Genomic DNA, 24,910 nt, shown 5'->3' on the forward strand with positions numbered 1-24,910 from the left:
GCAGCCCCCCTCCGGCCGGAACTCAGGCCTTGAGCTGGCGCATGCCATCAGCCAGCAGCCACAGGGCGCGGTTCAGGCGCAGGTTCTGATCGATACCCTGCACGGGCCGGGTGCTCTGGCGGCGTCCGTTGGCGGCGCGGGCGCGCAGGCCGCCCTTGATGAGGTTTTCTTGGGTGCGGTTGAACACGCTCCACAGGTCGCGGCGGTCGTCGTCCGTGCGGCGGGGCATCAGGATTTGCGTTTCCGTGATGGGCGCAGGCTTGGCCGGGTCGTCGTACTTGAGGGTCAGGGCTGCGCGGGCAAACACCTCCGACTCCCCGGCGTCCAGGGTGATCGCCTGCATGGATTCGCGGGACTGCTGCGCCTGACCGAAGCCATTCAGGACTTCATACGCGCCCTCGATGACCTGCCCTGCCACATCGCCCTTGTGGGGCACGCGCACATCGGCCACGGTGTCGCCGCACACCAGCCCGTTCTGGCAGACGAAGCGGAACATGCCCGCCAGCATCTGGTAGCTGCTGGTCCCGTCATGCGAGTTGAGCAGGATGATTTCGTTGGCTTCGCGGCCATTGATCTGGCTGGCGTGGCGCAGCCGGACCATGTGCTTGGTGAAGTCGCGCCGCCCCTCCTGGCGCACACGGGTCTGGCAGACCATGAAGGGTTGGAAGCCCTCCCCTCTCAGTTCCTGCAGCACTGTGGCCGTGGGGATGTAGCTGTAGCGTTCGGAGCGGCTGCCGTGCGGGGCCTGCGCGAAGATGGACGGGGCCACGGCCCTGATCTGGTCGTCCGACAAGGGATGCTCGGAACGCAGCACCGGTGATTGCGGTGCGAAACGGGATGCGAGTTGCATGGTGATTTCTCCTGACGAAGTTGGCTGTTGAAAAAGCCTCACCGGATTCCTAGATTCAGAGCCCTCTTCGGGCTTCCGGTGGGGTCGGCACGAAGAACCCGGTTGGCCTCGTTGCCACCGTCTTTCCTGAGTTCATCGCCCGCGACGGTCAGGAGCGCGCGGCCGGGTGCCGTCAAGGAAACAAGCGCAGGGTGGGTGCGGCCCGCAGGCGCAGCCGAGGACACGGCCCGGCGCGCCTTGACGGCACCCGGCCGCGGGCTACAGTCGCGAGCAAGGTGATGGATTCAGGAAAGATGGCTGGACAGGCAATGGCCCGATCTCCACGCCGACCCCACGCAAGCGAAGCGCGCAGCGCCGCAGACGCGAAGGCCGATCCGGCACGGCCGGTTCGGCGGTATCCCAGGGGCGCCAAGCCCAGCGCGGCGGGGATGGGCTGCACAGCCGATCCCCTGGAGGCAAGCGCAGCGCGCAGGCCCGGGTCAACGAGCCGGGTCGAAGGCGTCAGCCAAGCGCAGCGAGGGAACGATGGAGGCACGGAAGGGGCGAGACACCACAGGCGGCTCGATGCACGGCACGACAGCGCGGCCGGCCCTGTTCATAGGCCGGAGACGCGCAGACCAAGCATCCTCTTTCCATGCAAGAAGTCATACCCCCACAAATAGCGGCCAGCGTTCACCTGGGCACAATGGCACCTGCCATGGAAATCCAAGAACTACAGGACGAAGACCTGATGGCCCAGGCCCGTGAATGGCGGCTGCGGGCGCTGCGCGGGGAAAAGGAAGCTCGCGGCATGGCGCACGAGCTGGAACGCGAAGTGCGCAGGCGGTTTGGCAATCCCAAGCCGAGACGCAGCACTCGCTCAAAGAGGTGCGCGTGCTGGGAGAGCTACCGTAAGGACTGAGCAGCGCTGGATGCCTTGAACCACTGCATCCCTCACATCAGCAAAAAACCAGCGCAGCCAAGAACAGTCGATCACCAGCTAGTCAATCATCAGGCTCGATAGGAACAGACTTCGCAGAGACCTGTCCCCCGTCACCTGAGAGCAACCCATCCAGGGCTTGCAACCAGGCGCCGGAGCAGGCGGATGCCCGGACCTCAGGTCATCTCGTACGGGAGAGCACTGGACTCCGATCCGTTCCGCAGAGGTGCACAAGGCAAACCCCAGAAAACCTCACTCGGGCCACCACAGCGGCCGATCCGGCGCCCCGCCTTCGGCCCGCAACGCGTCGGCAAGCCCATGCACGGGATCCTTGAGACTGCCTCGCACCAGGGCGATCCATGTATGCAGGATCTCGTCCTCTGACTTGTCACCTGCGATCACCTCCAGGCGGGACAGCATGTCCAGAACACGGTGATAGTCTCCAAGCGCCTCGCCAACGGCAAGGGCGCGCGGTAGCTGGGATGCCCGGGCTTCCCGGCGCTTGGCGCGGGCCTCTTCGGCGGCGGCCGCGATATGGCGTGCGAGATCGGCTTCCTGCCGCACCTTCGCCCGCATGGCGGCTTCCTCGGCAACGAGCTTCGAGCGAAGCGCTTCTGCCTCAGGAAATGCGATCAGGGCCTGCGTGATCTCGGGGAGGCGTTTCTCCATCTGCTCCCGGGTCCCCGTCCACTGGCGGGCAATGGCGCTCCAGTCTCGCTCCAGCTTCAGCTTGTAGGCATCGAGGGCCCTGTACTCCGCAGGCTCATAGAAGACGCCCTTGCGCGGGGGCTTGATGATTTTTTGCGCCTGCTCGGCGAAGTTCAGGCAAATCGAGCCCCCTGCCCTGCGGATCTCGACCGTGTTACGGGAGCCCTTGCCGCTGGCAACGACCTGGCAACCTCCCGCGATGAGTCCACGAAGCAGCGCCTCGTGGAAACGAAGAATCCAGTCAATGTTGGCCGTCGTGGCGGTGATGCGCAGGCAGCCTTCGTCAGTGATGTACCGTCCCATCGACATGTGGTGTCCCGTGACGCCGCCGAAGAAAGGCCGCCCCTGAGCCGCAGCACGTTCCCTGTCCCGCGCCCGCTTCTGCTCCTCACGCTCGATGGACTGGAAGAAGCGGGCCGTCCTGGCCACCAGCGGATGGCAATTGTCGAGCGACGTCGGTATTTCGATGGGCGACACGGCGATGCCGTCTTTCGCGCGTGAGAAGGTTTGCCGGACCTGCTGGAGTCTCGTCGCGTCCTCCGAGCGCTCCGCCGTTGTGTCCTTGTCCGGCAAAGGGATCACAGAGTCCATTTCAGCCGGTGGCAATGGTGTGGGGAGACTGGGCTTTCCAGCCGCATGGCGGGTCCAGAAGCCGACAGGCGGCACAGGAATGTTGTACCTGCGGCAGAGTTTGGACAGGCCGACGTCCGACAAGCCCAATTGAGGTCCCAGATGCCGGAGCGGCGTTTTCCAGACCAGCCCATAAAGTTCTGAACGCTTCACCAACACCTCCTCGGGTACGACACGAAAGAACGCACCAGCGCTGACCCGGACCAGAGCCCTACACGCGCGATGCCTACGCCTCCGGGGCACTCTCCGTCTTGGGCTGCAGGCTCACCGACCAATGCCCTCCCGGCTCCTGCTGCGGCGCCAGCAGGTCGTACGTCTTCACCATGTTCAACAACCCGGAGTGCCCGTAAGTCTGTGGAGAGAAGGCCGGATCGGTACGCTTGAGGTATTGGCCGAGGGCGCCAAGGCCCACCTTGCCCTCCGATGTATCGCTGGCAAGAAGCGCCACGGCTTCCACAAGAAAGCGTGGCCTGCGCTTGACCACAAGCTTGGGAGGCTCCTGCTTGGCCTGATCGGCGTGTGGAGGCTCCGGTTTCGCCGCGGGCTTTTGAGCAGAGTCGAGGACCTGCTCGACCGGCGGCGCGGGACGGACCCATTCGAAGAACTGGTCGCTGGCGTTGCGCAACGCATCGGGCGTCTTGGGCTCACCGACGATGCACACCGTCGCTCCACGCTCTCGCAGCTTGCGGCACAGGTAGGCGAAATCGGAATCGCTGGTGACCAGGCAGAAGGTGTCTGCCCTTGCATCGAAAAGCGCTTCCAACGCGTCCAGCGCCAGCGCGATGTCAGCGGTGTTCTTGCCAGCCGCATACTGGTATTGCAGGCAAGGCGTAAATGCCAGGCGCACCAAGGCATCCTGCCATCTATTGGCCAGCGTGGCCTGGTTGCCATAGCCGCGACGCAGCACGACACGACCAAACTGGGCAACCATGCGCAGCGCATGTTCAAGGATTTCAGGCGAGACGTTGTCGCAGTCGACCAGCACCGCAACGCGGGTCTCTGTGGTGGGGCTGTTATTCATCCGGATTGCCATGCAGGATTTTTTTGACCCCACACGGTAGCCGATTTCAAGCGCTTCCCCGTAAACAATATGTTCGGTCTGATCTCTGGTTGGAAATCGCATTTGAATTGGGCGCCCATTGATCTCAGCCGTCGCCTTCAGGCTGGCTGCAGCCGTTCAAATCCTGATCTCGAATGGATGATGACGCTAGGAGCAGTCAGTGGTCGGTCATGAAAAATTCGGTTTTTGCGAGACGGACTGCCCAATACCACTAAGCGCCACTAGTGACGTTCGATTCTCGATAACTGAGCAGTTGTGCAGAACTACTCCGACCCCACTCGCCTTCAGTTCTTCTCGCCAAAGCCGCTTCCACGGAACATAAGACCTGTTCGATTTGGCTGGGTCGGAACGACTTTTCAAGCCAAGCCCATAGGAAGCGAGAAATCCACAGCAGCATCTCGAAAGCTTGATTGTATGAAGACCAACTGATCTGAGCGGAGAACGGCCGCTGCACCACTCGCGCATGTACTGCGACTTCCTTAGCAACTTTTTTGAGGAGATGATTACTCACACTGACTGATGCCACCGCACAAAGGCTAGCCACTTCGTCGGTGAAGTACCCTTCCGTATCAATCCGGAAAATGATGCTCGACGTATCACGCTCCGTCCACATGTTGAACAACTCTTCGAACCACTGTTTCGCGAGTACATCTACGTCGACCCGCCCTGTGTTTACGAGATGCAACAGGACCTCTCCAAACATCCACGGTGGGGAGCCATGCACCTTCCCATCTACATTTCGCATGGAATCGACCAACTGTTTTAAGGCTAAGTCATCTAGCTTTGCAGGCAGTGATGCGTGAAGTTCCTGTATGAGTGCCTGCCGTACGGGCACGTTCCTGCGGACTGCCCGTGCTGTCATCCAACCGAGCAGACTTAAACGGTCATCCAAAGCCAATAGAGACGTAATGCCGCTCGGTGCCAACGCCTTAGGGTCATCATGCGCAATGCTCTCGAAGGCAACGTATCCAATCCAGCGAAGCAGACCGTTAGCGCTCTTCAGAAGAGCTTCGAGCTGACGGGGTGAGCAAGACCGCGCGACTTCAAATGAGATGAGTCGAGCGGCGCACTTTAGGCCAAATTGCCGACGGCGGTTCGCTCTGAAGCGCTCATCGGCACCCTCTTCGACCCACGTCAGAAAGGCGACAGGGTCTGTCGCCCAAAGGACCTTCAATGCGTAATAGTCGCCCCAAGAAACTTCCGTTACGTCATAACAAAAAATTTGCTGCGGTTCGGCAGCGTGTTTCATCAAATCGGCCAAACTTCTTCGCAATTCGGCGGTCATATCAACCATGGTCCTCCGCTCTGGAGGCTGAATAGCGTCAGGACGATCCGAGTCTAGGTACTTGACCAACGCATCCCTCAGTGGCGGAACAGACGTATCCGGAGCTTCATAAATAGTGTCGCCAGCCATCGTACTGCTCAACACCATGCCAAGGGCGTCCCAGGCTGAATTGAAGTTCGAGAGCTGCACGCCTTCCCTCCAAATTTTTGCGGGCAAGTGCTCGAACACATTGTCTCGAAGTTGGCCGTCACGCAAGAGGCCACGAATACTGAGCTGCTCCTTTAGGGTGGGAGCGTCTGACCCAGTAAGGTCGCAAGATGAAAGCCACCAGTCTAGGATTTCGCCGCACCGAACCATGCCAAGAACATCAATTGGTATGTATCTAGGGAGCTCTTCCTCCTGTGCCTCAGAATCGAATAGGGCCTTAAGCTTTACCGCTCGCCCACCTGATGGACTGGCGCTGGAACGCAGAATCCCGTCAGAGTAGTCAAGCACACGCTGAAGAACGTCCGTCGGAATAGGAGTTATCAGTAGCGGGTAGTTTTCATTTGCCTTCTGTAGAGAGTTCGATAAGTGGTACCCCACGACCGGCCGCATCTGGGCGTCTCGAATAAGCACCATGCGATCATGAAGGTCCTCCTGTGGAAGTCCAAAAACTCTCAAGCGGATCGTCCCATATCGCTTTACCCAGTCTTTGCATGCCGCCAGCAGATTCTGGATACGCCTGTCGGGGCGATCTTCGGGTGGGTCGCCCCCCTCCGCCCACGCATACAAGTGTTCCCACCACGGAGTCGACTCGCTACGCCCTGAGCCTGTGAAAACTGTGTAAGTCCCACTGTCCGAGCCGTATGCGTTCAGAAGGTGGATGCCCATATCTTCCATGTAGGGGTCGAACCAAGCGATGTGCTTGTCTCTGTGCTCTGCGAGAAGAAGCTTAATCCACTCAGCCAGTTCGAGGCGACCAGTGTTCTCGCCCTCGGAATAGCGTAGGAAAAACCTTCCTTTGGATATCGGAGGTACTAAGCTCTTGACTGTGGATGTGACATGCCTGTTTGCAGTTACCCAAGGGTCAGCTTTACGCCCTCCAATGACAGACTCCGTCCCTTTCGTGTGCCGCGTAATCTGCTGCGCTTCTTCGAGTCGGCTCATATGTGAGGGGCGCAACGCCTTGGATAGCCAATCGCTCTTAAAGAGCGCGCGGTAGCCGGTGATATGCATCGTTTGGCCAATCTCACGCACCAGGAATGCGCCCCATTGATAGCAAAGCCAAGTAGTCCCATTTTGAAAGTTCTGCGCTTCGATCTCTAACACGAAAGCATCTCGAATTGCATCTAATGCGGGCGGCCAGTTGAGATTAACCGTCGAAGGGAAAGTAGCAACAGCCGGGATTACTGTTGAAGTGCTGTGAATGACGGCGCCATCATTGAGAAGCCGCGTGTGTACCCTAAAGCTGTTCGCACCGCTAGCGAGCGGCTGCTCTACCTGCACGCTCACGCCGCAGGAAACTGTGTTTAGGTGTACAAGAGCGCCGCCTCGCTCCGTCAAACCAGGAAGCACCAGCAGTTCCAAATCGCCGGTACGCCATGCGTCAAGACCATCAAACTCAAGGCCTGTGTCTGCGCTGAGCAAGTCAATAGCAAAACTGGCGAGTTCTCGGTCTTCGTCTCCTCCAACCAAGAAGAGCTCGGACTTCACCAGGCTGCTAATCGATGCACTGTCGCCGCTACAGCTATCAAGCGGACTGACCTTGTTGGTGGACCAGCGGAAGTAGTCACGAGTAGGCAGATGCATTGAAGGTCGCACCGCAAGGGGGAGCTGTAAATTCAGAGCTCCGAAACGGTCCTCAAAATCTGCAGACATCAAAACGTCAGCTTTCTTGCTGGCATCTGCGAGGGTGGAACCTTCTGTCATGGCTCCCAGGAGCCTAAGCAAGTTATTCGATGAGCAGTAGAGAGTTAGTCGTGCACATTGAGCAAAAAGCCCATCGCGTACGACCTTGAAGTGATCCTCCGCGGGAGAGCTCCAGCGACGATTGCTGAAATCGAATGGCGAAACGCGGCCGTACAAAAGGCGGCTCTCAATAGAACCTCGAACGCGTAGCTGTAACACCCACAGCTCTACAGCACAAACCAAGTCATCGCCACCCAAGATCCTCGCCAACCTAGGGTCAGCTTTGACGATGGTCAGGTCTAATCCTGAGATTGCCGAACCTTGGTCGTGTTTCATCATCTCCTCCTTTTCTGTTCACTTCTATGAAGCGCCATACCATCATTGCGGTTCGTTGCGACGCCTGCGGACCGCAGTAGATTTCCTGATCCTAAAGAGGCTACCTCCGTAGCTCGGTACGGCGCACTTGCTCTTCAAAATGCTGCTAATTTGATAGCAAATGGTGGCCCCTTGGCGGGCATATACGAGCGACTTCTTGTTATCGATAGTACGCGTTCGACACAAAAGGTCTATTGACGGAAGTCGCTGCAGAACCGATCGCAGGCGTGGCAGCTCCAGGCTGGTTGCCGGCGCTCGATGAGGATGGTTCATGCGGCGGCAGTGCGCCTCAAAGCGGACGCTCGCCAAATGCGCAATGTGACCCGGCATGAACCTTCAAACCCGCAGCAAAAGTGAGCGCAGAGGCCGCGGTCGACCCAGCGAACAGGACACATGCGACAAATGCATCGTATGCTTTACATATGTCCGCTGACCGTATCACCTATTGCTTAGAGCGTGTCTCAAGCTATCGCGACTTCGAACGGCTCTGTTCAGGTCTCCTTGCAGGTACCGACTATCCCGGGATAGACCCATTGGGGGGAACCGGTGACGGCGGGCGTGACGCAATCATTCGATCCGATTCGAACGGGCGAAAAATCGTCTTTGCGTACACCGTTCGGGGCGACTGGAAGACCAAGCTCAAAAGCGATTGCGCTCGGGTCCGCGAACAGGCTCACAACCCAGATTTGTTCGTTTTCGTATGCACAGAAGCATTGAACGCTGCGGAAAAGGACGGCGCTCATGAACTCGTCCGGAGTGAGTTCGGTTGGAAGCTAGACCTCTTCGACTTGGAAAGATTAAGGGTGCTACTGGTCGGACCTCAGCGCCATCTCTTGGCGCAGCATCCCAGCATCTTCACGCCTCCGTTTTTTCCGCAAGCAGGTGGTGAATCGCTTTCTGAGAGCCGAGATACCCTGGTTGTTGACCATGTCGACTCCGACCATGCGCTCGCAACTTGGCTTTCGCGCAGACTCACGCTCGCGGGCTTCCGAGTCTGGTGTCGAGGCACCGCGCCTTTTGCAGGTGAAAACCAAGACGAGAGCGTTCGGAAGCTCATTGACCTCAGGGCCACACAATACATCCCCGTCTTGTCGCAATCCAGCATGGCCGATGAATTGCTGCTCGAGCGGTGCGCTTTGGCGGCGGGGAAAGGAGCACTGGTGCTTCTCTGCAAAGCATCCGAGATTGAGCCGTCAAAGTTGCCCTCTCGATTACGCCCTTCCACCCCGGCAGACTTCTCACATTCCTGGAGCACAGGTCTTGAGCAAATCGTGGCCAGGTTGGCAGGTCTTGGAATTCAGCCAGACATCATGCTCGACCAGGGCAAAGCTATAGCGCTGAACGACTACATGCCTACGCGGGTCACCATTGCGAAGGAAGAGCCTGTTTTCGCAAACATCTTTGCGCTGGGATTGCCTGAGACGATGTTGGTCTACGACCTCCACTCAGCGCTATCCACGGCAAAGCTCGATGAACTGAGAACGAGCTGGGCGTTTGTGGAGTTGAATGCCTACCGGTTGGTTGCCTTCACCCCGCCTCCGGAGAACGCCATTCCTTCCGTCAAGGCAATACGCACCCCGGAATTTCTGTGGGCCAACAACCCAGAGCGCGATGGCAAGAAGACAGAGGATGTCGCGAAGGAATTAGTTCGCCGGAGCCTTACCGTCGTTTGTGCGCAAAAGGGGCTGGCTTGGTGTTCAGACAGAAGAATCTATTATTTTCCGGAGCGCGAAGATGGAGCATGGACGCAGCGTATCCGACACGTTGACGGGCGAGACACCCGCGTCAGCCTCACCGGCAAACGGACCAAAGGCTGGGGCGAAAGGGCATCGCCATTCCTCTACCAACTATCTCCTAAGTTCCAGCCACAACGAGACGTTGATGGGAGTTGGAACGTTGTCGTCAACGTCTATGTCCGCCCGACGGACCTCAATGGCAAGGTCTATGAGCTCAAAGAGCTGGGACGACGTCGCAAGGTTGTGACGAAGAATTGGTGGAACAAAGACTGGCTCCCGCGATTACTTGGAGTAGTTCAAGCATTGGAAGCAGAACCTGGTCTCATTCGATATGGCGAAGGACGCCGATCCGTAACGATGAGTACCAACCCGCTCAAATGGATGTGCCCAGTCGGACTCGACGTGCATGCCCTCGCAGGAATGGTCGATATGAGCGAAGAGCTCGCCGAAAACAGGACTCGCGAAGATGAAGAAGACGGGTCCGACGATAGTGATGGCGTGCCCCAGGCTGGAGAGGCTCAATGAGCAATACATTTCATTTTCTGGGCGAGCCACTTCTTGAATTTGGCCATGGCCAAACCGCTGAAGACCCGCATGACGGACTGGCCCTCTTTGGACCTGCAGAGGCAAGGCAGCAGCTCCCGGACAACATTGTTCTTGGCACTGCTAGCGGCATAGAGGCCTGGAAGAATTGGTGCGCCGCGCTGAATGCGCCAGCCTCCTGCATTGACCCCGCCAGACATCGGGCTTGGCCACCGTTTCCAGGCTTTGACGTGGCCTTCGGTGCCAAATGGCCATCGCCGGTTCGCAGCTATGCCATTGACGCAGAGAAGCTCTCGGATGCGTCACGTAAAGCGGATAAACACGACCGCGCATTCGCGGTCACTGGTCTGTACATGGAACAGGTGGAAAAGCTCGGAAAGCTCGATTCACGCCCCGCTCTGGCCATCTGCGTTGTCCCCGACGAAGTCTTTGAGAACTGTCGTCCGAACTCAATCATTCCTCTGAGCAAGCGTAGCGATGCTGGACGAAGCCGCGACGAGCGTTCTTTCCTAGAGCAGGCAATCGTTGACCGAGAAACCGGTCAGCAGGGAATGTTTGACGACTTTGAAGACGAGGCGGTGACCGCTGTCCGCGAGACCTTGGAGACGTTCGAGGAATCTCGTAGCTACTCGCCAGACTTCCGCCGGCAACTCAAGGGCCGATTGATGGGACTCGACCTGCCGGTGCAAATCATCAAGGAGTCAACACTCCATATCACGCCGAAGGTGCGTCTCGGCGAAAAAGGCCAAAACCCATTGTCTGATCGGCTGTGGAATTTCGGCACGGCCATTTACTACAAGTGCGGCGCGAAGCCATGGAAAACGCCCTGGGCTCGAGAAGGCGTCTGCTACGTTGGCCTGGCCTACAAACTCGCCGAAAACAAGCGTACCGCTTGCTGCGCAGCACAGATGTTCTTGGACAGCGGTGACGGCGTTGTTTTCGTCGGTGAGTTTGGTGCTTGGTACTCAGCTAAAACAGGCGAATATCACCTTCCACCGGAAAAAGCTGAGGCGCTGCTGAGAGGCACCATCGAAACCTACCAGGAACAGGACGGTCGACCACTAAAGGAGATTTTTCTGCATACACACTCAGGTGTGAGTCCGGATGAATACAAGGGATTCTTGAGGGCGGTTCCAGAGGGTGTGAAACTCATCTCGATTCGTGTCCGCCAAGACCGTGGCGGTCAGCGCCTGTACCGCTATGACGACCATCCGGACGTCGGAAAGCGAGGCCAGTATCCGGTCCAACGTGGCGTCTTCTGGCAGCGGACAAGCCGCCACGGCCTTTTGTACACCAATGGCTTCAAAGCTCGCATCGCAAGCTACGACGGCTTCGAAATTCCCGTCCCCCTGTCAATCACCATCCAATTTGGAGAAGGTGACATCGTTCAGGTAGCCAAAGACATCCTGGGATTGACCAAGCTGAACTACAACTCTTGCCAGCTGGGTGAAGGTCGGCCTATCACCATCAAGTATTCCGACCGAGTTGGCGAAATTATTCTTGCAAATCCTGGGCTTCCCCAAAGCAGTTGGAAGCACAATTTCAAGTACTACGCTTGACAGAGTCTCTCGACGTTCGCACCTGCTTCGCGCAGGCATCGAACGACTGGCTCAGCGCGCGTATCGCTTTATTACAAAGACCAGGCGACAGCAAGGCCATGGCACGCCCTGACGAAAGTGGCTGTCGATTTGGCGGGCTGCTCCCGAGGCTCGCATTTCGGACTTGGGTGCGGCCTCAGCGAGGCGCGCTCGTCAGAGGGACCTCAAACGACAAGCCGATAGGTCGCGTCGCTCTTCTTCTTTTCGATTACACCTTTGGCAACCAGCCGGTCCAGCCAGTTCCGCGTCTGCATCTGATTGAGATCCAACTCGTCGGCGATCTGAGCGGCCTTCTTGGGTACGTGAAGTAACTGCCGAATCAATTGTTCAAAGGTCGCGAACATCTCCTGCTTCAAGTCAACTGGCGGACTCGAAGGAGCCTCAAGGAGTGTCGACTTTGCGGTTGCAGTCGACGGATCTGACGTACCCTCTTCGAGGGCCTCTGGGTTGCTAGCCGGCTGTTCAAGCATCGACACCTGGCGCACTGCATCTGGAGCCGCATCCGCCCCCCCGCTCGGCGCACCAGCAGCAATCTTGAAGTCAAGATGTCCCTGGTAAGCTGCAGCAGCAGCGGCCATATGGCTATCGTTTGATCGATCGGCAAACAGAGCTTCTAGCGCTTCCCCGTCCTCCGGCTCTGGCCAGGGCAAGGCTCCCTCTCGGAGCAAAGCGTCTAGGCCAGCTGAACGCTTGCCACTCGATCGGATGTAGAGCGGAACGAAGTGAAGCTTGCGAAGCTGCTCTATCGCGCCTGCCCACGTCCCGCCCCGCTCCAAGTCTGAATTCACGACCAAGCCGACGTCAGCCAACGCGAAGATAAATTTGTTGCGAGCGATGGCGTGCCCGACGTTGAAGCCAGCGCTTGGATCGTAGGGCGAAATCAGCAATGTGCGCCTCTCTTGAAGGCCATCTCTGAATCTCCGACTGATCGCCGCCTGCGCCAGTCCTTCTGCCATGACGTTACAGACTATGCCGCCGAGAGCCCCCGCTCCATCCATTGCAGCACTGTCGACACCCTTAGCGCCTCCTGAAATCAAGCCTCTGCCAGCATTGGCAGCCCTCTCTCCGGCACGCTGGGCATAGCTCAGCATCTCGTCGTCCGCGTCACGGGAGCCTACGACCGCCAGGCCGCCGTTGTCGACAAGATCCGGATCGCCACAACCGTACATGATGGGCGGCGCATCGTGCTTGAGGCGCGACTTGATCCGCTTGGGATACCGGGCATCGGCGCGACTCACCACCCAGATCGAGCGCGCACTCCAGTAATCAAGCGCCTGGGCAAGCTGAAACCCTCTGCCCACCAAGCGGGTCAGCCGTCCTGGCCCGAACAGATTCTCGGCTTGGCGCAGCGCAGGAGACTGTGGGCTGAGAAGGTCGGACGGCTGAAAGCCTTCTTGCACAAGGAACCTTGTAAGGTCGCTGTACTCACTTTGCTTCAGCAGTTCCGCACGGGTGCCAATCTTCCCGACCATCAACGGCGCCGTCAAAAGCAAGATCGCTTGGCAGTTTGCGGAGATCTGCAGACTCATTCTTCATTTCCAGTTTTGGCAAGCGCGAGAGGCCACACTTCGCCGCAACCGTTGGAGCGCAGCAGCCAAGCGCCGATCGTAAATGTCCAACCCGAGTTCACGATATCGTCGACCAACAACACTGGACCGACCTTGCCGTCAAAGTCGCTGAATTCAAGCGACTGATCCAGGTTCCTCGCCTGTTGAGAGCTATTGTGCATGGACTTCTGAGCTGAGGTGTGCTTCACCTTGGTCAGCGCCGCGTGGAACGGCAGGCCAAGCTCAGAGGCAAGCCGCTTAGCAAAGCTCGGGACGAGATCCGGATTGTTTAGTGACGGGATGCAGGTAACCCATTTAGGAGCTGGTTCAAAACCTGCCCGGCGCACCAGCCCGGCGCAGGCCTTCACTAGGTCGTCGCCGAAGTGCGCGTGTTCGTAACGAGCATCACGGACGATGTCGCCCCACCCAGCCGTACCGTACATCGAGAGCGCGACACCGTCCCTCGCGCGCGACTTCTCAGCGATGTTTCCGCGCAGACCGTATCCGTCCAATCCTCCGTCAGGCCACTTCTTGCGCGCCTTGATCGGCAAGCTGCTGTCCCTCATGTACCGATCCGCCTCAGCAACGAGCGCTGGATCGACCTCCGTGGGCAACGGTGGACTGCGCGGCGCCTCAACGGTCGTCGGGTCACCATCGAGAGCCGAGACCAAGAACTTCATGTGTCCCTCAGTGAGGGCCATGTACTCCCTCATCTGAGCATGCTCGGCGCGTCTCAGTTCGGTCACCCTCTCAGCCGTCTCCCAGAAGCTCTTCGCCAGCATACTGCCAGTGGCTTTCCAGGCTGAGCCGTCCTTCACGATCGGTGCCGGGCTCTCGATGGCGAGGGCGGTCAGCGTTTTTTCGATTCGCCCCTTGCTCAAGTTGATCGTCTCCTGAAGGCCCGGTACGGAAAGGCCTTCGTCCCCCGCCGCATCGAGCGCCTTCATGACCGCGGTCACCTCGTCCGGTTTCGGAAAAGCGCTCTCGATGAAGTAGGTGTTGATGTCAAGCTGGTTCTTCACCGCCAGCACGATCCCGCGAGCATCTGCGATCGCACGCCCCGCACGCCCCACCTGCTGGTAGTAATGGACGACCGAGGACGGCGGCTGGTAGTTGATGACGAAGGTCAGGTCCGGCTTGTCATAGCCCATGCCAAGCGCGGAGGTTGCGACAAGCGCCTTGACCTTGTTCTCCTTGAGCTCCTGCTCGAGAACAGCGCGATCCTCTGAATCACTTGTATAACCCTTGACCGAAAGGCCGCAGTGCGTGAGCCAACTGACGATGTACTGCACGTGAGCCTTCGTCAGTGCATAGATGATGCCGCTGCCGGGCAGCGAATGGACGGTTTTTGCGAGCCAGGCGAGCCTCTGTGCGTCGCTCGTAAACGTGATCGTCTGCAGTGTGATTGACGGGCGATTCAGCGATCCGCGTTTCACTAGCAGGTCCGGACCAAGGATCCGCTCGAGATCGTTCGACACACGTTCGTTTGCCGTGGCCGTGGTCGCAAGCACCGGCAAGTTGGGAGGCAGCGCTGCAATGAGCCGCGTAACAAGCTTGTACTCGGGCACGAAGTCATGCCCCCAGTCCGAAATGCAGTGGGCCTCGTCGACGACGAGCATCGACACGTTGGGAATCCTCGCCAGAAGGCTGGCCTGGAACTCTGCGCTCGCCAGTTGCTTCGGGTGGAACATGAGGACGTCGATCTTTCTTTCCTCGATCTGTTCGGCGATCTCGGCCCAATCCATCCGATTGGTCGAGTTGACCGCCTTAGCGGTCACCTTCATGCGCTCGGCCGCCATCTCCTGGTCCCGCATCAGCGCGAGCAGGGGCGATACCAGGAGGGTTGGCCCCCCTCCCTGTTCACGAATCAGTTTTGCCGCGATGAAGTAAACGAAGCTCTTGCCCCAGCCCGTCTTCTGAATGACGAGTAGGCGCCCCGCCGCACCCATGACCAGGTGACGAATCGCATCTTCCTGCGAGTCGCGGAAGGTGGCTGCAGGATTGCCACTGCCTTCTCGGAGCAGCTGTAGGGCGCGAGCTTGGTCGTATTGCATGGAACTCCCTCGAACATTTGTGATGCCACTGATTTGACGGGTCACGACGAGCTGGACGCGCGCCCGACACCCAAGAATAATTGATTGCATCGGCGCCCTGGCGGAGCTCGTCCTAAACCTCCGATATAAATGGAGAACCCCCGACATCATCCGGTGCGTACCGACCTCTGGCCGTGCTGCCCGTCGGCAACCGACGCGTCGAGATCGAGGTCTACGCGCCCTGCCGTTGCGCCTGATTGCTGGCACAGCGACGCACTGAGCAAACCTTCGCCTCGTTGCGCGAGCGAGACCATTCGACGGACAGACACGTCGCTCGCCGAAGACAGCTTCTGGTCGAGAAGCAGACGGTAGCCACACCATGGCTGATCGACAGCAATCGCTGCAGAACGGCCGTTCACACCGCCAAGCTCACACGCTTTGCCGACAGGGTCGCAACATCAGTTGGAGAGAAACTGCCATCGATTCATGGCAAACCACCGCAGTGACCAAGCCCAGCGAAACGGCAGATCAGGTATTTGCATTGCCAAGAGTTTTGGAAGTCATCTTGCCTGCTGCTTTGCCTTCTCTCAGCCTGTCCAGATAGTCTGCCCACCGCTGCATCATCTTCGTTCGATGAGCCAGATACTGGGTCCTGTTGTAAGCGCGCCCATTGGCGTCCTTCACGGCGTGAGCCAGTTGCGCTTCGATGACCAGCGGGTCAACATCCAATCGCTCCGCCAACATGGTTCGCGCCGTGGCTCGAAAGCCATGCCACGTCTGGATCTCCGGCGTATAGCCCATGGTGATGAGTGCAGTGCGCACCGAGTTCTCTGAAATAGGCCTGCTGTGGCTGCGCTCGCCAGGAAACACCAATGCGCCGTGACCTGTCAACGGGCGCAGTTCTCGCAGCACTTTCACAGCCTGGGTTGAAAGAGGCACCAGATGTGGATCCCCGTTTTCCTTCCCGTCCTTGCCCCGCTTCATCCGCGCAGCCGGAATCGTCCAGAGGGCGGCGTCCAAGTCCACTTCAGCCCAAGCTGCACCACGCAATTCGCCAGGACGCTGAAACAACAAAGGCGCCAACTGAAGTGTCGCCCGCACGATAGGCCCGCCCTTGTAAGCTTGGATGGCGCGCAGTAGCTCACTCAGCTTGGCCGGTTCGGTAATGGCAGCGAAGTGCTTGCCGCGGTACGGAGACAGCGCGCCTTTGAGATCTCCCGTGATGTCCCGTCCTACCCTGCCTGTCGCGACCCCGTAGCGCCAAACTTGGCGAGCCAACATCAATCCACGATCGGCCGTCTCTACAGCCCCGCGCTCTTCCACCTTGCGCAGGGTTGCCAGCAGTTCCACCGGCTCAATCTCAGCTAGGCGACGCCCCCCAAGCCACGGAAAGAGATCACGTTCGAACTGGCGCAGCGAGCGCTCGGCATGAGAATCACTCCATAGAGGCTTCTGTTTGTCGTACCACTCCAGAGCGACAGCTTTGAAGGTATCCCCGGCACTAGCAGAAGCCTTCAGCCTTTCCACCTTTCTGGCATGCACAGGATTTATTCCTGTCGATTTCTGCAGCCTGGCGGTATCACGAGCCTTGCGAGCCGCCGTCAGGCTGACCGAGGGATAACTGCCCAGAGCCATACGCCCTTCCTTGCCCTCATGCCGATACTTCCAGAACCAGCGCCTCGATCCCCCGGGAGCAACCTCCAGATACAGGCCTCCCGAGTCCGACAAACGCTCCCGCTTCGATGTGGGGGAACAGACGGCGTTGCGGCACTGTGCGTCGGTCAACATGGGGGAACACCTCCAGAGGTTTAGCTAGGATTTCCCCTCTGAAACGGGGGAACAAACGCCGCCAGTCTACCCTTTTCGGATTTTGTTCCCCCGTCTGTTCCCCCGCCTCAGCCTGGCTACCAGGAAATCGCTCCGGACGTCTACACACCGTAACCCATTGATTTACCAAAGAAAAAGGGCGTTCACCGGATGTTGGTGAACGCCCTTGGACGTCGTAATGGTGGAGCTGGCGGGAATTGAACCCGCGTCCGCAAGCCTTCGTCGAGCAGATCTACATGTTTAGCGCTCTGTTTTGAATCTCGCCGTCGGCATCGCGCAGACGCACGCTATGCCGACAGCCAGCACCCTTTAATCTCACCCTCTGCCAAGGTACCCGGCAGACGGCCAGCTGATGTGAATTCCCTTGCAGCCTGGAGGTATCACTACCCCCTTGCCCAGCCCATCAGCGTGCTGTTGCAAGGCTCACCGGATTTAAGCGGCGAGTGCGAAACGTTCGTCGTTTGCAGTTACTTTAGTGAATGGAGATTTACGAGCATCACTCAAGCTCGACATGCACCGCACCGATTCCGAACCCACGTCGAAACCAGGACAGCCCCTTGTGTCTTATTTTAGTCCCTATCGAGCAATTGCAAGAGCTCAAGAGGGGAATTGATGATGGCGTGCGCCCCCCAGTCCAGAGGCTCCTGAACCAGTCCCAAGTAGCCATAGATGGCCGCGACCGTCCCCATGCCTGCAGCATGCCCTGCCTGGATATCGCGCTCGTCATCACCCACGTAGATGCAGTCACGGGGGGCAATGCGCATTCTCTCCGCTGCCTCCAGAAGCGGTGCGGGATGCGGCTTGGCATAGGGCGTGGTATCGCCGCTGACCACCGTGCTGGCCATTGAGAACAAAGGTATGCCGCGCGTCAAAGGTTCGCTGAACCGGGTGGATTTGTTGGTGACGACCCCCCAGGGCAGCCCCAGTCCCGCCAGCCTATCCATGAGCTGAGCCACCCCATCAAAAGGCAAGGTCCGCTCCATCAGGCAAGCTTGGTAGTTCTGGAAGAACTCCTCACGCATCGCAGAAAAATCGGGGTGGTCCGGGCCTATGCCAAAAGCCTCGCCTAACATGCCCCGGGCACCTGCCCCAGCCATCGGCCGATAGCGAGCAAAAGGCAAGGAAGGCAGGCCGCGCTCCACGCGCATCTTGTCGACTGCTGCCCCAAGATCGGGAGCACTGTCGACCAAGGTCCCATCGAGATCAAACAGAACCGCCTTGGCCTGCGCAAACATCCCCCGCATCACACCGCCCTCTGCGTGGCGAAAAGGTAATTCACACTGGTGTCCGCGCCCAGACTGTATCGCTGGGTCAGTGGACTGTACGAGAGGCCCTTGGCTTGGCGTAGCTGAAGCCCCGCCTCTCGGCAATATGCGGCCAGCTCACGCGGCTGAATGAGCTTGGCGTACTCATGGGTGCCACGCGGAATCATTTTCAAAAAATACTCGGCTGCAACGATTGCCAAGGCAAATGCCTTCATGTTGCGATTGATGGTAGAGAAAAAGACCCAGCCGCCGGGTTTCACAAGCTGTGCGCATGACCGTACAACCGATGCGGGGTCGGGCACGTGCTCAAGCATCTCCATGCAAGTCACGACATCGAATTGGTCCGGCTGCTCGGCCGCCAAGGCTTCGGCGCTGATTTCTCGGTACTGGACAGAGGGCGTCTGCGTCTCAAGAGCATGCAACTGGGCAATCCGCAGGGCTTTGGTAGACAGGTCGATGCCCATCACATCCGCCCCCTTGCGGGCCATGGAGTCGGCCAAGATACCGCCACCGCATCCGACATCAAGAACCTTCTTGCCACTCAAGGGGGTCCGCCCAAGGATCCACTCCAGCCGCAAAGGATTGATCTGATGCAAAGGGCGAAACTCGCTCTCAGGATCCCACCAGCGATGGGCCAGTTCAGAGAATTTGGCCAACTCGGCCGGATCGGCATTGATGGTGTCGCTCATGTTTTCATTATCCGCGGGAAAACTAGCGCAAGGAGTCCACAGCTGTCTTCATGTTGTCGTAGATGCCGCGCCGAGCAACCCCATGCGTTGGCAGGCAGCACGCTACCCGAACGTCTCGGTGGGCGTGTCATTGCTGGCCGCACCGCGATGCGCCCCCGGCCAGGAGCACCGACTGGCCCACCATTGGCGCGCCGAATCCAGTGAGATCGTCGGATACCCTTTGCGGCGCACTTGTGCTCTCCAGTACTCGCCGCGCTTCTTAATGCTTGCCACTCGATGTCCTTTCCTAATAGGAAGATCGACTGGCGTTGAGTCTCCGACTGCACCACTTTTGCACCAATCCCGAATTTTTTCGGAAAAGCAAAGAAAAAAGGCCTTGGCGCACACGCGCTAAGGCCTTGATTTCATTGGATTTTATGTGGTGGGTCGTGCAGGATTCGAACCTGCGACCAACGGATTAAAAGTCCGCTGCTCTACCAACTGAGCTAACGACCCAAAATTCTTCTCAACTTCTACAGAGAAGCCATAGATTCTAGCATGTTTTCGCAGCTACGAATCTTTGCGCGCCATATGATCCAACACCCATCCTGCTGCGCACTGGCCAAAAGTCGCAGTCACGGCGACCACCGAACCATAGCCATGGCAGTTGAGCGAGCCGTCACCAGCCAAGCCGCATGACACATCGGGAGGGGCCACCGATTCCCTGCTGAACACGCAGGCAACATTCATCTTCCGCCCTTCCTTCGGCGCGCCATGGTGCTTGCGCAATTGGTAGCGCACCTGGGCCAGCAAAGGATCGTGTGTGACCGCCGACAGATCATCAATGTCCACCTTGTGCGCGAGACGCTTCCCTCCGGCGGCTCCGACGCTGACGAACAACTTGCCCGAACTTCGTGCCCACTGCGCCATGGATGTCTTGGCGCGCACCTGGTCGCAAGCATCGATGACGGCATCGACAGCCACTGGCAGCACGCCAGGCCAGTTCGCGCTGTCAACGAAGTCCTCAACGCAAAGCACGGAGCAGGCAGGATGGATTTGTGCGATGCGGTCGCCCATCGCCTGCACCTTGGCCTGGCCAACCGTTCCGGTCAGCGCATGGACTTGCCGGTTGATGTTCGACTCCGCGACATGGTCAAGATCTATCAGCGTCAATCGGCCGACTCCGCTGCGCGCCAAAGCCTCCGCGGTCCAGGAGCCGACCCCGCCGATGCCCACCACGGCCACATGCGCCGTACGGATGCGCTGGGCACCCTCGACGCCATACAAACGCTCCAGCCCGCCAAAGCGGCGCTGGAGATCTGCCTCATCGGCCACGGGATCCGTCACTTGAGACGCGCCAGGCGTTCCTTGGCGGCACCAGCGGCCTCGGATTGGGGATAGGCCTTGACCAGGTCTTCAAAGGTCTTGCGTGCGGCACGCGTGTCCTTCAATTCCACCTGGCAGTTACCGATCGAGAGTGCGGCCTCGGGCGCACGCCCATGGGTGGGCGCAGCCGCCAGCAATGCCTTGAAGTTGCCAATCGCCTCCTTGTAGTCGCGCGTCGCGTACTGGGCGTTGCCCAGCCAGAAGCGCGCCGAAGGCACGTAGCCGCTGCGCGGGTACTGCTTGATGAAGGTGGCGAATGCCTGGCCAGCGTCAGCGAACTTGCCCGAGCGGAAAACCTCCAGCGCGGACTCGAAATCACGCTTCTCGGCCGGATCTGCTTGGAACTCCTGGCCATCCAGGCTCACCTTCACGGGCTCGAACTGGCGCAGGCGCTCGTCCACGCCCTGCGCCATGTCTTTCTGGCGCCGCTGCAGCTCCGCGATGTCGCGCTGAAGCTGCTCGTTCTGCCCACGCAGCTTGGCCTGTTCGGTGCGCAGCGCCTCGATCTGCGTTTGCAGATCCAGCAGGCTGCGGCGCAACTGCGACGACTCGTCTCCCGTGCGCTGGCTCCCCTGGGTCAACCCATCCACGCGCTGGCGCAACTCCAGGATGGCGCGGCGCGCCTCGTCATCCTCGAAAAGCGCCGCATGGCTACCTACCGCATAGGCGGATGCCAAAGCCGCCACGAGCGCGGCCTTGGCCCAGGAAGGAAAGCGGGCTCTGCGCATCAGCGGTACGACAGTTCAACGCGGCGGTTCTGCGCCCGGGCGTCCTCGCTGCCGCCTTGCACGGCAGGCTTTTCCTTGCCGTAGCTGATGGCTTCCATCTGGCCATCGGACACGCCCAGCAGCCCCAGCGAGCGGCGCACGGCCTCGGCACGCTTCTGGCCCAGCGCCAGGTTGTACTCGCGGCCGCCACGGTCATCGGTATGGCCTTCGAGCATGACCTTGCGGCCCGGTGCGGCCTTGATGAAGCGCGCGTGGGCGTCCAGCACCGATTGGTACTCGGACTTGATGGCATAGCTGTCAAAGTCGAAATAGATGGTGCGGCTCACGCCCACGGGGCCGCCGCCGTCACGGTCGGATTGGCCGAGGTTGACCCCTGCGACACCGCTTTGGGCCGTATTGCCTGTGTTGGCACCGGCATTGGTCGCTGCCGAACGGTCCTCCACAGGGGCCTGATCGTCCAGCTTGACGCCAGTGCTGCAGCCTGCCATCAGGGCGGCCACGGTCAAGGCGATGGAAAGGCGTTTCAAATGTTTCATGCGCAATTGCTCCTGCAATCTTGGATACGGGTTAAATCAGATCGAATTCACTGTTTTTGGTACGGCCCCCAGTCGGGCTCGCGTATGTCTCCGCCCTGCCCCGCCAGCCGTGCCTTGATCTTTCCGTCCAGCGTGGCGGTCATGAGCGCCTCACGGCCCTGCTGCTGGGTGGCGTAGACAATCAAACGGCTATTGGGTGCGAAACTTGGGTTCTCGTCCGCGGTGGTATCGGTGATGGCGTTCACGGCGCCCGTGCCCAGATCCATGACATGCAGCTTGAAGGCCCCGCCGACACGCGAGATATAGGCAAGCCAGCGGCCATCCGGGCTCACGCTGGGCGAGATGTTGTAGTTGCCGGAGAACGTGACGCGCTCGGCGTTGCCTCCCGATGCGCCCACCTTGTAGATCTGCGGCGCACCGCCGCGATCGCTCACGAAGTAGATGGTGCGGCCATCGCCGGAGAACACAGGCTCCGTATCAATGCCGCTGCTTTGCATCAGGCGGCGCGGCTCGCCGCCGTTGGCGTCGATGGTGTAGAGCTGCGAGCTGCCGTCGCGCGTCAGGGTGACGGCCAGTTGCCGGCCATCGGGCGACCAGGCTGGCGCACTGTTGGAGCCGCGGAAGTTGGCGATGAGACGGCGGCGCCCGCTGGCCACGTCATGCACGTACACCACGGGCTTGCGGGACTCGAACGACACATAGGCCAGCTGGGTGCCATTGGGCGCCCAGGCCGGCGAGATGATCGGCTCGGGGCTCGACAAGGCGGCCTGGGCGTTCTCGCCGTCGGCATCAGCCACCCACAGGCTGTAGCGCCCGCCGGCTTTCGTCACGTAGGCGATGCGCGTGGAAAACACGCCGCGCTCCCCCGTGAGCTTCTCATAGACGAAGTCGGCAATGCGGTGCGCCACCAGGCGCAGGTCCCCCTGGCTGACGACGAAGCTCTGCCCTCCCAGATCCTGGGCCCGCACCACGTCCCACAGGCGGAAGCGAATGTCGTAGCGGCCATCGGCCAGGCGCGTGATGCTGCCGGTCACCAGCGAGTCGGCGCTTTTTTGCCGCCACTGGGCCATGTCGGGGCGCGAGACTTCGTCCAGCGCGGCCCCTGCGGCATCAATGCCACGAAACTGTCCGCTGCGCTCCAGGTCGGCCTGCACGATCGCCGAAATGCGCTGCGGCGATTGCGCCTCGCCCCGGAAGGGCGCCAGCGCAATCGGCAACTGCGTCAGTCCGACGCCCGTGACTTCGACACGGAACTGTGCGAGAGCGGGTATGGCGGGGAGGGAGAGGATCGCCGCCAGGACCTGGCGGCGCAAAGGAAGAAGCGGCGCAGCCGCTGGGGAGGGGATGGATCGGTCAGTGGTCATTGGCAGCCGTCGGAACCTTACGCAACAAAGCCGGAAGACAACCCGGCATATTACACATGGATCCCGAACTCCTGTGACAAACGGTATGGTACACCGGGCGAACCGTAGAATCCGGCCCCACATGCAAGCCCCTGATTCCGGAACCCCTCACGCCGCCAGCGCCGCTGCCCCCACGCCACCGGGCCTGCGCGCCAGGTTGCGGCGCCTGCTGCCGTTCTTCAGCGGGCACCGCGTGGCATGGGGCCTGGCCTTCTTCGGCACCGTGGTCGGCGCCATCACCGAACCGCTGATCCCGGCCCTGCTCAAGCCGCTGCTCGACAGCGGCTTCACCGACGGCACGCTGGAGCTGTGGCTGGTGCCGCTGGCCATCATCGGGGTCTTCCTGGTGCGCGGCATTGCCCAGTTCACCAGCCAGTACGCCATCACACGCATCGCCAACGAGGGCATGCTGCTGCTGCGCAAGGCCTTGTTCGAGCGGCTGCTGTCGGCCGAGATGGCGCTGTTCTCGCGCCAGTCGGCCAGCGCGCTCTCCAACACCGTGGTGTACGAGGTGCAGACCGGCGCCACGCTGCTGGTGCAGGCCCTGATGGGCATCTCGCGCGACGGCTTCACGCTGGTCGCGCTGCTGGGCTACCTGCTCTACCTGAACTGGCAACTGACCCTCATCGTCGCCGTCGTGGTGCCCGGCGTGGCCTGGATCATGAAGACGCTGTCGCGCCGCCTCTACCGCATCACCAAGGCCAGCCAGCAGGCCACCGACGACCTCGCCTACGTGGTCGAGGAAAACGTGCTGGCCCACCGCGTGGTGCGCCTGCATGGCGCGCAGGCGGCGCAGAACCAGCGCTTCGGCCAGCTCAGCGACAGCCTGCGCCGCCTGGCGATCAAGGCCACGATCGCCTCGGCCGCCATGACGCCGCTCACGCAGTTGCTTGCGGCGGGGGCCTTGTCCACCGTGATCTGCATCGCCCTGTGGCAAAGCCGCACCGGCGCGGACGGCGGCCAGGCCATCACCGTGGGGGGGTTCGCCTCGTTCATCACGGCCATGCTGATGCTGGTCGCGCCCATGCGCCGCATGGCCGATGTCTCCAACCCGCTCACGCGCGGCGTGGCCGCCCTGGAGCGCGGCCTCATGCTCATCAACGACACCGGCAGCGAGGCGAGTGGCCACCAGGCCCCGAGCCCGGTGCGCGGCGCGCTGGAGCTGCGCGACGTGACCGTGCGGTTCGCGCAGGACCAGTCCCCCGCGCTGGACCGCGTGAGCCTCAGCGTGCGTCCTGGCGAGGTGGTCGCGCTGGTCGGCCCCTCCGGCGCCGGCAAGACCACGCTGGTCAATCTGCTGCCGCGCTTCGTGCTCGCCAGCGAAGGGGAAATCCTCCTGGACAGTTGCCCGCTGCCCGACTGGCGCCTGGACCACCTGCGCGCGCAATTCGCCATGGTGAGCCAGGACGTGGTGATGTTCAACGACAGCATCGCGGCCAACGTGGCACTGGGCGCGCCCCTCGACGAAGCACGGGTGCGCGCCTGCCTGGAAGCCGCCAACCTGGCCGGGCACGTGGCCAGCCTGCCCCAGGGCATGCACACGCTGGTGGGGCACAACGCCACCCAGCTGTCCGGCGGGCAGCGCCAGCGCCTGGCGATCGCGCGGGCGCTCTACAAGGACGCGCCGATCCTGATCCTCGACGAAGCCACCTCCGCGCTCGACACCGAGTCGGAGCGGCTGGTGCAAGACGCGCTGCAGCGCCTGATGCAAGGGCGCACGACGCTGGTGATCGCCCACCGCCTCTCGACCATCGAGCATGCCGACCGCGTCGTCGTCATGCAGCAGGGCCGCGTGGCAGAGCAAGGCACGCACGCCCAGCTTCTGGCCCAGGGCGGCATCTACGCGCGGCTGCAGAACCACACAGGCTGATTTCCAATAAAAATGGCCTTCAGCTCTTGCCAGTCAAGCGCTAGCAGCTATCA

At 60.4% G+C, this 24,910-nt stretch carries 17 protein-coding genes, 1 tRNA gene and 1 other RNA gene; 4 read left to right on the forward strand and 15 right to left on the reverse strand.

The features are described 5' to 3' along the window. Window positions 1-22 precede the first annotated feature (22 nt). Entirely contained in the window at window positions 23-850 is an 828-nt protein-coding gene (locus tag YS110_05195) for a DUF945 domain-containing protein (protein ID UJB64197.1), read from the reverse strand. Window positions 851-1,547: 697 nt separating this feature from the next. Between YS110_05195 and YS110_05200 the strand changes: the two genes are divergently transcribed. Then, window positions 1,548-1,751, forward strand: a complete 204-nt coding sequence (locus YS110_05200) for a hypothetical protein (protein UJB64198.1) — start codon at window positions 1,548-1,550, stop codon at window positions 1,749-1,751. Window positions 1,752-2,021: 270 nt separating this feature from the next. Here the strand turns inward: YS110_05200 and YS110_05205 are convergent, their stop codons facing one another. From YS110_05205 to YS110_05215, 3 genes are all read right to left on the reverse strand, one after another. Then, on the reverse strand, window positions 2,022-3,068 hold the full coding sequence (locus YS110_05205) for a hypothetical protein (GenBank protein UJB64199.1): 1,047 nt from the start codon (window positions 3,066-3,068) through the stop codon (window positions 2,022-2,024). Window positions 3,069-3,333: 265 nt separating this feature from the next. Beyond that, window positions 3,334-4,128 carry an NYN domain-containing protein gene (locus tag YS110_05210; GenBank protein ID UJB67355.1) on the reverse strand — a complete coding sequence of 265 codons (795 nt, stop codon included), beginning with the start codon at window positions 4,126-4,128 and terminating at the stop codon, window positions 3,334-3,336. 250 nt (window positions 4,129-4,378) lie between these two features. After that, on the reverse strand, window positions 4,379-7,681 hold the full coding sequence (locus YS110_05215; protein ID UJB64200.1) for a hypothetical protein: 3,303 nt from the start codon (window positions 7,679-7,681) through the stop codon (window positions 4,379-4,381). A gap of 458 nt (window positions 7,682-8,139) precedes the next feature. Between YS110_05215 and YS110_05220 the strand changes: the two genes are divergently transcribed. Both YS110_05220 and YS110_05225 read left to right on the forward strand, forming a co-directional pair. After that, window positions 8,140-9,978: a hypothetical protein gene (locus YS110_05220; protein ID UJB64201.1), complete on the forward strand. Its 1,839-nt coding sequence runs from the start codon at window positions 8,140-8,142 to the stop codon at window positions 9,976-9,978. Further along, a complete protein-coding gene (locus tag YS110_05225; protein ID UJB64202.1) occupies window positions 9,975-11,555 on the forward strand; it encodes a hypothetical protein in 1,581 nt (526 codons plus the stop codon). Before YS110_05220 ends, YS110_05225 begins: the two co-directional genes overlap by 4 nt. Before the next feature lie 203 nt (window positions 11,556-11,758). Here YS110_05225 and YS110_05230 read toward each other — a convergent pair whose 3' ends face one another. From YS110_05230 to tolB, 11 genes are all read right to left on the reverse strand, one after another. Next, window positions 11,759-13,123, reverse strand: coding sequence for a DNA-processing protein DprA (locus tag YS110_05230; protein ID UJB64203.1), 1,365 nt, complete (start codon window positions 13,121-13,123; stop codon window positions 11,759-11,761). Beyond that, window positions 13,120-15,195: a DEAD/DEAH box helicase gene (locus YS110_05235; GenBank protein UJB64204.1), complete on the reverse strand. Its 2,076-nt coding sequence runs from the start codon at window positions 15,193-15,195 to the stop codon at window positions 13,120-13,122. Before YS110_05235 ends, YS110_05230 begins: the two co-directional genes overlap by 4 nt. 507 nt (window positions 15,196-15,702) lie before the next feature. Next, complete coding sequence (locus YS110_05240) at window positions 15,703-16,962, reverse strand: integrase arm-type DNA-binding domain-containing protein (GenBank protein UJB64205.1); 1,260 nt, start codon at window positions 16,960-16,962, stop codon at window positions 15,703-15,705. Window positions 16,963-17,180: 218 nt separating this feature from the next. Then, window positions 17,181-17,558, reverse strand: a transfer-messenger RNA (tmRNA) gene (gene ssrA, locus YS110_05245). A 12-nt stretch (window positions 17,559-17,570) separates the two neighbouring features. Then, a complete protein-coding gene (locus YS110_05250) occupies window positions 17,571-18,236 on the reverse strand; it encodes an HAD-IA family hydrolase (GenBank protein ID UJB64206.1) in 666 nt (221 codons plus the stop codon). An 8-nt stretch (window positions 18,237-18,244) separates the two neighbouring features. Next, on the reverse strand, window positions 18,245-18,955 hold the full coding sequence (ubiG, locus tag YS110_05255) for a bifunctional 2-polyprenyl-6-hydroxyphenol methylase/3-demethylubiquinol 3-O-methyltransferase UbiG (GenBank protein UJB64207.1): 711 nt from the start codon (window positions 18,953-18,955) through the stop codon (window positions 18,245-18,247). Between the two features lie 419 nt (window positions 18,956-19,374). Next, window positions 19,375-19,450 (reverse strand) — tRNA-Lys (locus tag YS110_05260). Window positions 19,451-19,504: 54 nt separating this feature from the next. Continuing rightward, the gene (locus YS110_05265; protein UJB67356.1) at window positions 19,505-20,269 is read right to left on the reverse strand and encodes a tRNA threonylcarbamoyladenosine dehydratase; all 765 of its coding nucleotides are present in this window, start codon (window positions 20,267-20,269) and stop codon (window positions 19,505-19,507) included. Window positions 20,270-20,277: 8 nt separating this feature from the next. Beyond that, on the reverse strand, window positions 20,278-21,048 hold the full coding sequence (gene ybgF / locus YS110_05270) for a tol-pal system protein YbgF (protein UJB64208.1): 771 nt from the start codon (window positions 21,046-21,048) through the stop codon (window positions 20,278-20,280). After that, window positions 21,048-21,584 (reverse strand): peptidoglycan-associated lipoprotein Pal, encoded by a 537-nt coding sequence (gene pal, locus YS110_05275; GenBank protein ID UJB64209.1) that lies wholly within the window; start codon window positions 21,582-21,584, stop codon window positions 21,048-21,050. Before pal ends, ybgF begins: the two co-directional genes overlap by 1 nt. Window positions 21,585-21,631: 47 nt before the next feature. Beyond that, window positions 21,632-22,948, reverse strand: a complete 1,317-nt coding sequence (tolB, locus tag YS110_05280) for a Tol-Pal system protein TolB (protein ID UJB64210.1) — start codon at window positions 22,946-22,948, stop codon at window positions 21,632-21,634. Between the two features lie 121 nt (window positions 22,949-23,069). Here tolB and msbA point away from each other — a divergent pair, with 121 nt between their 5' ends. Beyond that, a complete protein-coding gene (gene msbA / locus YS110_05285; protein UJB64211.1) occupies window positions 23,070-24,857 on the forward strand; it encodes a lipid A export permease/ATP-binding protein MsbA in 1,788 nt (595 codons plus the stop codon). Window positions 24,858-24,910: the final 53 nt, after the last annotated feature.

This window comes from Acidovorax sp. YS12 (assembly GCA_021496925.1).
In the GTDB taxonomy this organism is placed as follows: domain Bacteria; phylum Pseudomonadota; class Gammaproteobacteria; order Burkholderiales; family Burkholderiaceae_C; genus Paenacidovorax.

Excerpts from the sequence above, each read along its gene's own strand:
- YS110_05195 (UJB64197.1), bottom strand. The coding sequence starts at position 850 with ATGCAACTCGCATCCCGTTTCGCACCGCAATCACCGGTGCTGCGTTCC.
- YS110_05200 (UJB64198.1), top strand. The coding sequence starts at position 1,548 with ATGGAAATCCAAGAACTACAGGACGAAGACCTGATGGCCCAGGCCCGT.
- YS110_05205 (UJB64199.1), bottom strand. The coding sequence starts at position 3,068 with ATGGACTCTGTGATCCCTTTGCCGGACAAGGACACAACGGCGGAGCGC.
- YS110_05210 (UJB67355.1), bottom strand. The coding sequence starts at position 4,128 with ATGAATAACAGCCCCACCACAGAGACCCGCGTTGCGGTGCTGGTCGAC.
- YS110_05215 (UJB64200.1), bottom strand. The coding sequence starts at position 7,681 with ATGATGAAACACGACCAAGGTTCGGCAATCTCAGGATTAGACCTGACC.
- YS110_05220 (UJB64201.1), top strand. The coding sequence starts at position 8,140 with ATGTCCGCTGACCGTATCACCTATTGCTTAGAGCGTGTCTCAAGCTAT.
- YS110_05225 (UJB64202.1), top strand. The coding sequence starts at position 9,975 with ATGAGCAATACATTTCATTTTCTGGGCGAGCCACTTCTTGAATTTGGC.
- YS110_05230 (UJB64203.1), bottom strand. The coding sequence starts at position 13,123 with ATGAGTCTGCAGATCTCCGCAAACTGCCAAGCGATCTTGCTTTTGACG.
- YS110_05235 (UJB64204.1), bottom strand. The coding sequence starts at position 15,195 with ATGCAATACGACCAAGCTCGCGCCCTACAGCTGCTCCGAGAAGGCAGT.
- YS110_05240 (UJB64205.1), bottom strand. The coding sequence starts at position 16,962 with ATGTTGACCGACGCACAGTGCCGCAACGCCGTCTGTTCCCCCACATCG.
- YS110_05250 (UJB64206.1), bottom strand. The coding sequence starts at position 18,236 with ATGTTTGCGCAGGCCAAGGCGGTTCTGTTTGATCTCGATGGGACCTTG.
- ubiG (UJB64207.1), bottom strand. The coding sequence starts at position 18,955 with ATGAGCGACACCATCAATGCCGATCCGGCCGAGTTGGCCAAATTCTCT.
- ybgF (UJB64208.1), bottom strand. The coding sequence starts at position 21,048 with ATGCGCAGAGCCCGCTTTCCTTCCTGGGCCAAGGCCGCGCTCGTGGCG.
- pal (UJB64209.1), bottom strand. The coding sequence starts at position 21,584 with ATGAAACATTTGAAACGCCTTTCCATCGCCTTGACCGTGGCCGCCCTG.
- tolB (UJB64210.1), bottom strand. The coding sequence starts at position 22,948 with ATGACCACTGACCGATCCATCCCCTCCCCAGCGGCTGCGCCGCTTCTT.
- msbA (UJB64211.1), top strand. The coding sequence starts at position 23,070 with ATGCAAGCCCCTGATTCCGGAACCCCTCACGCCGCCAGCGCCGCTGCC.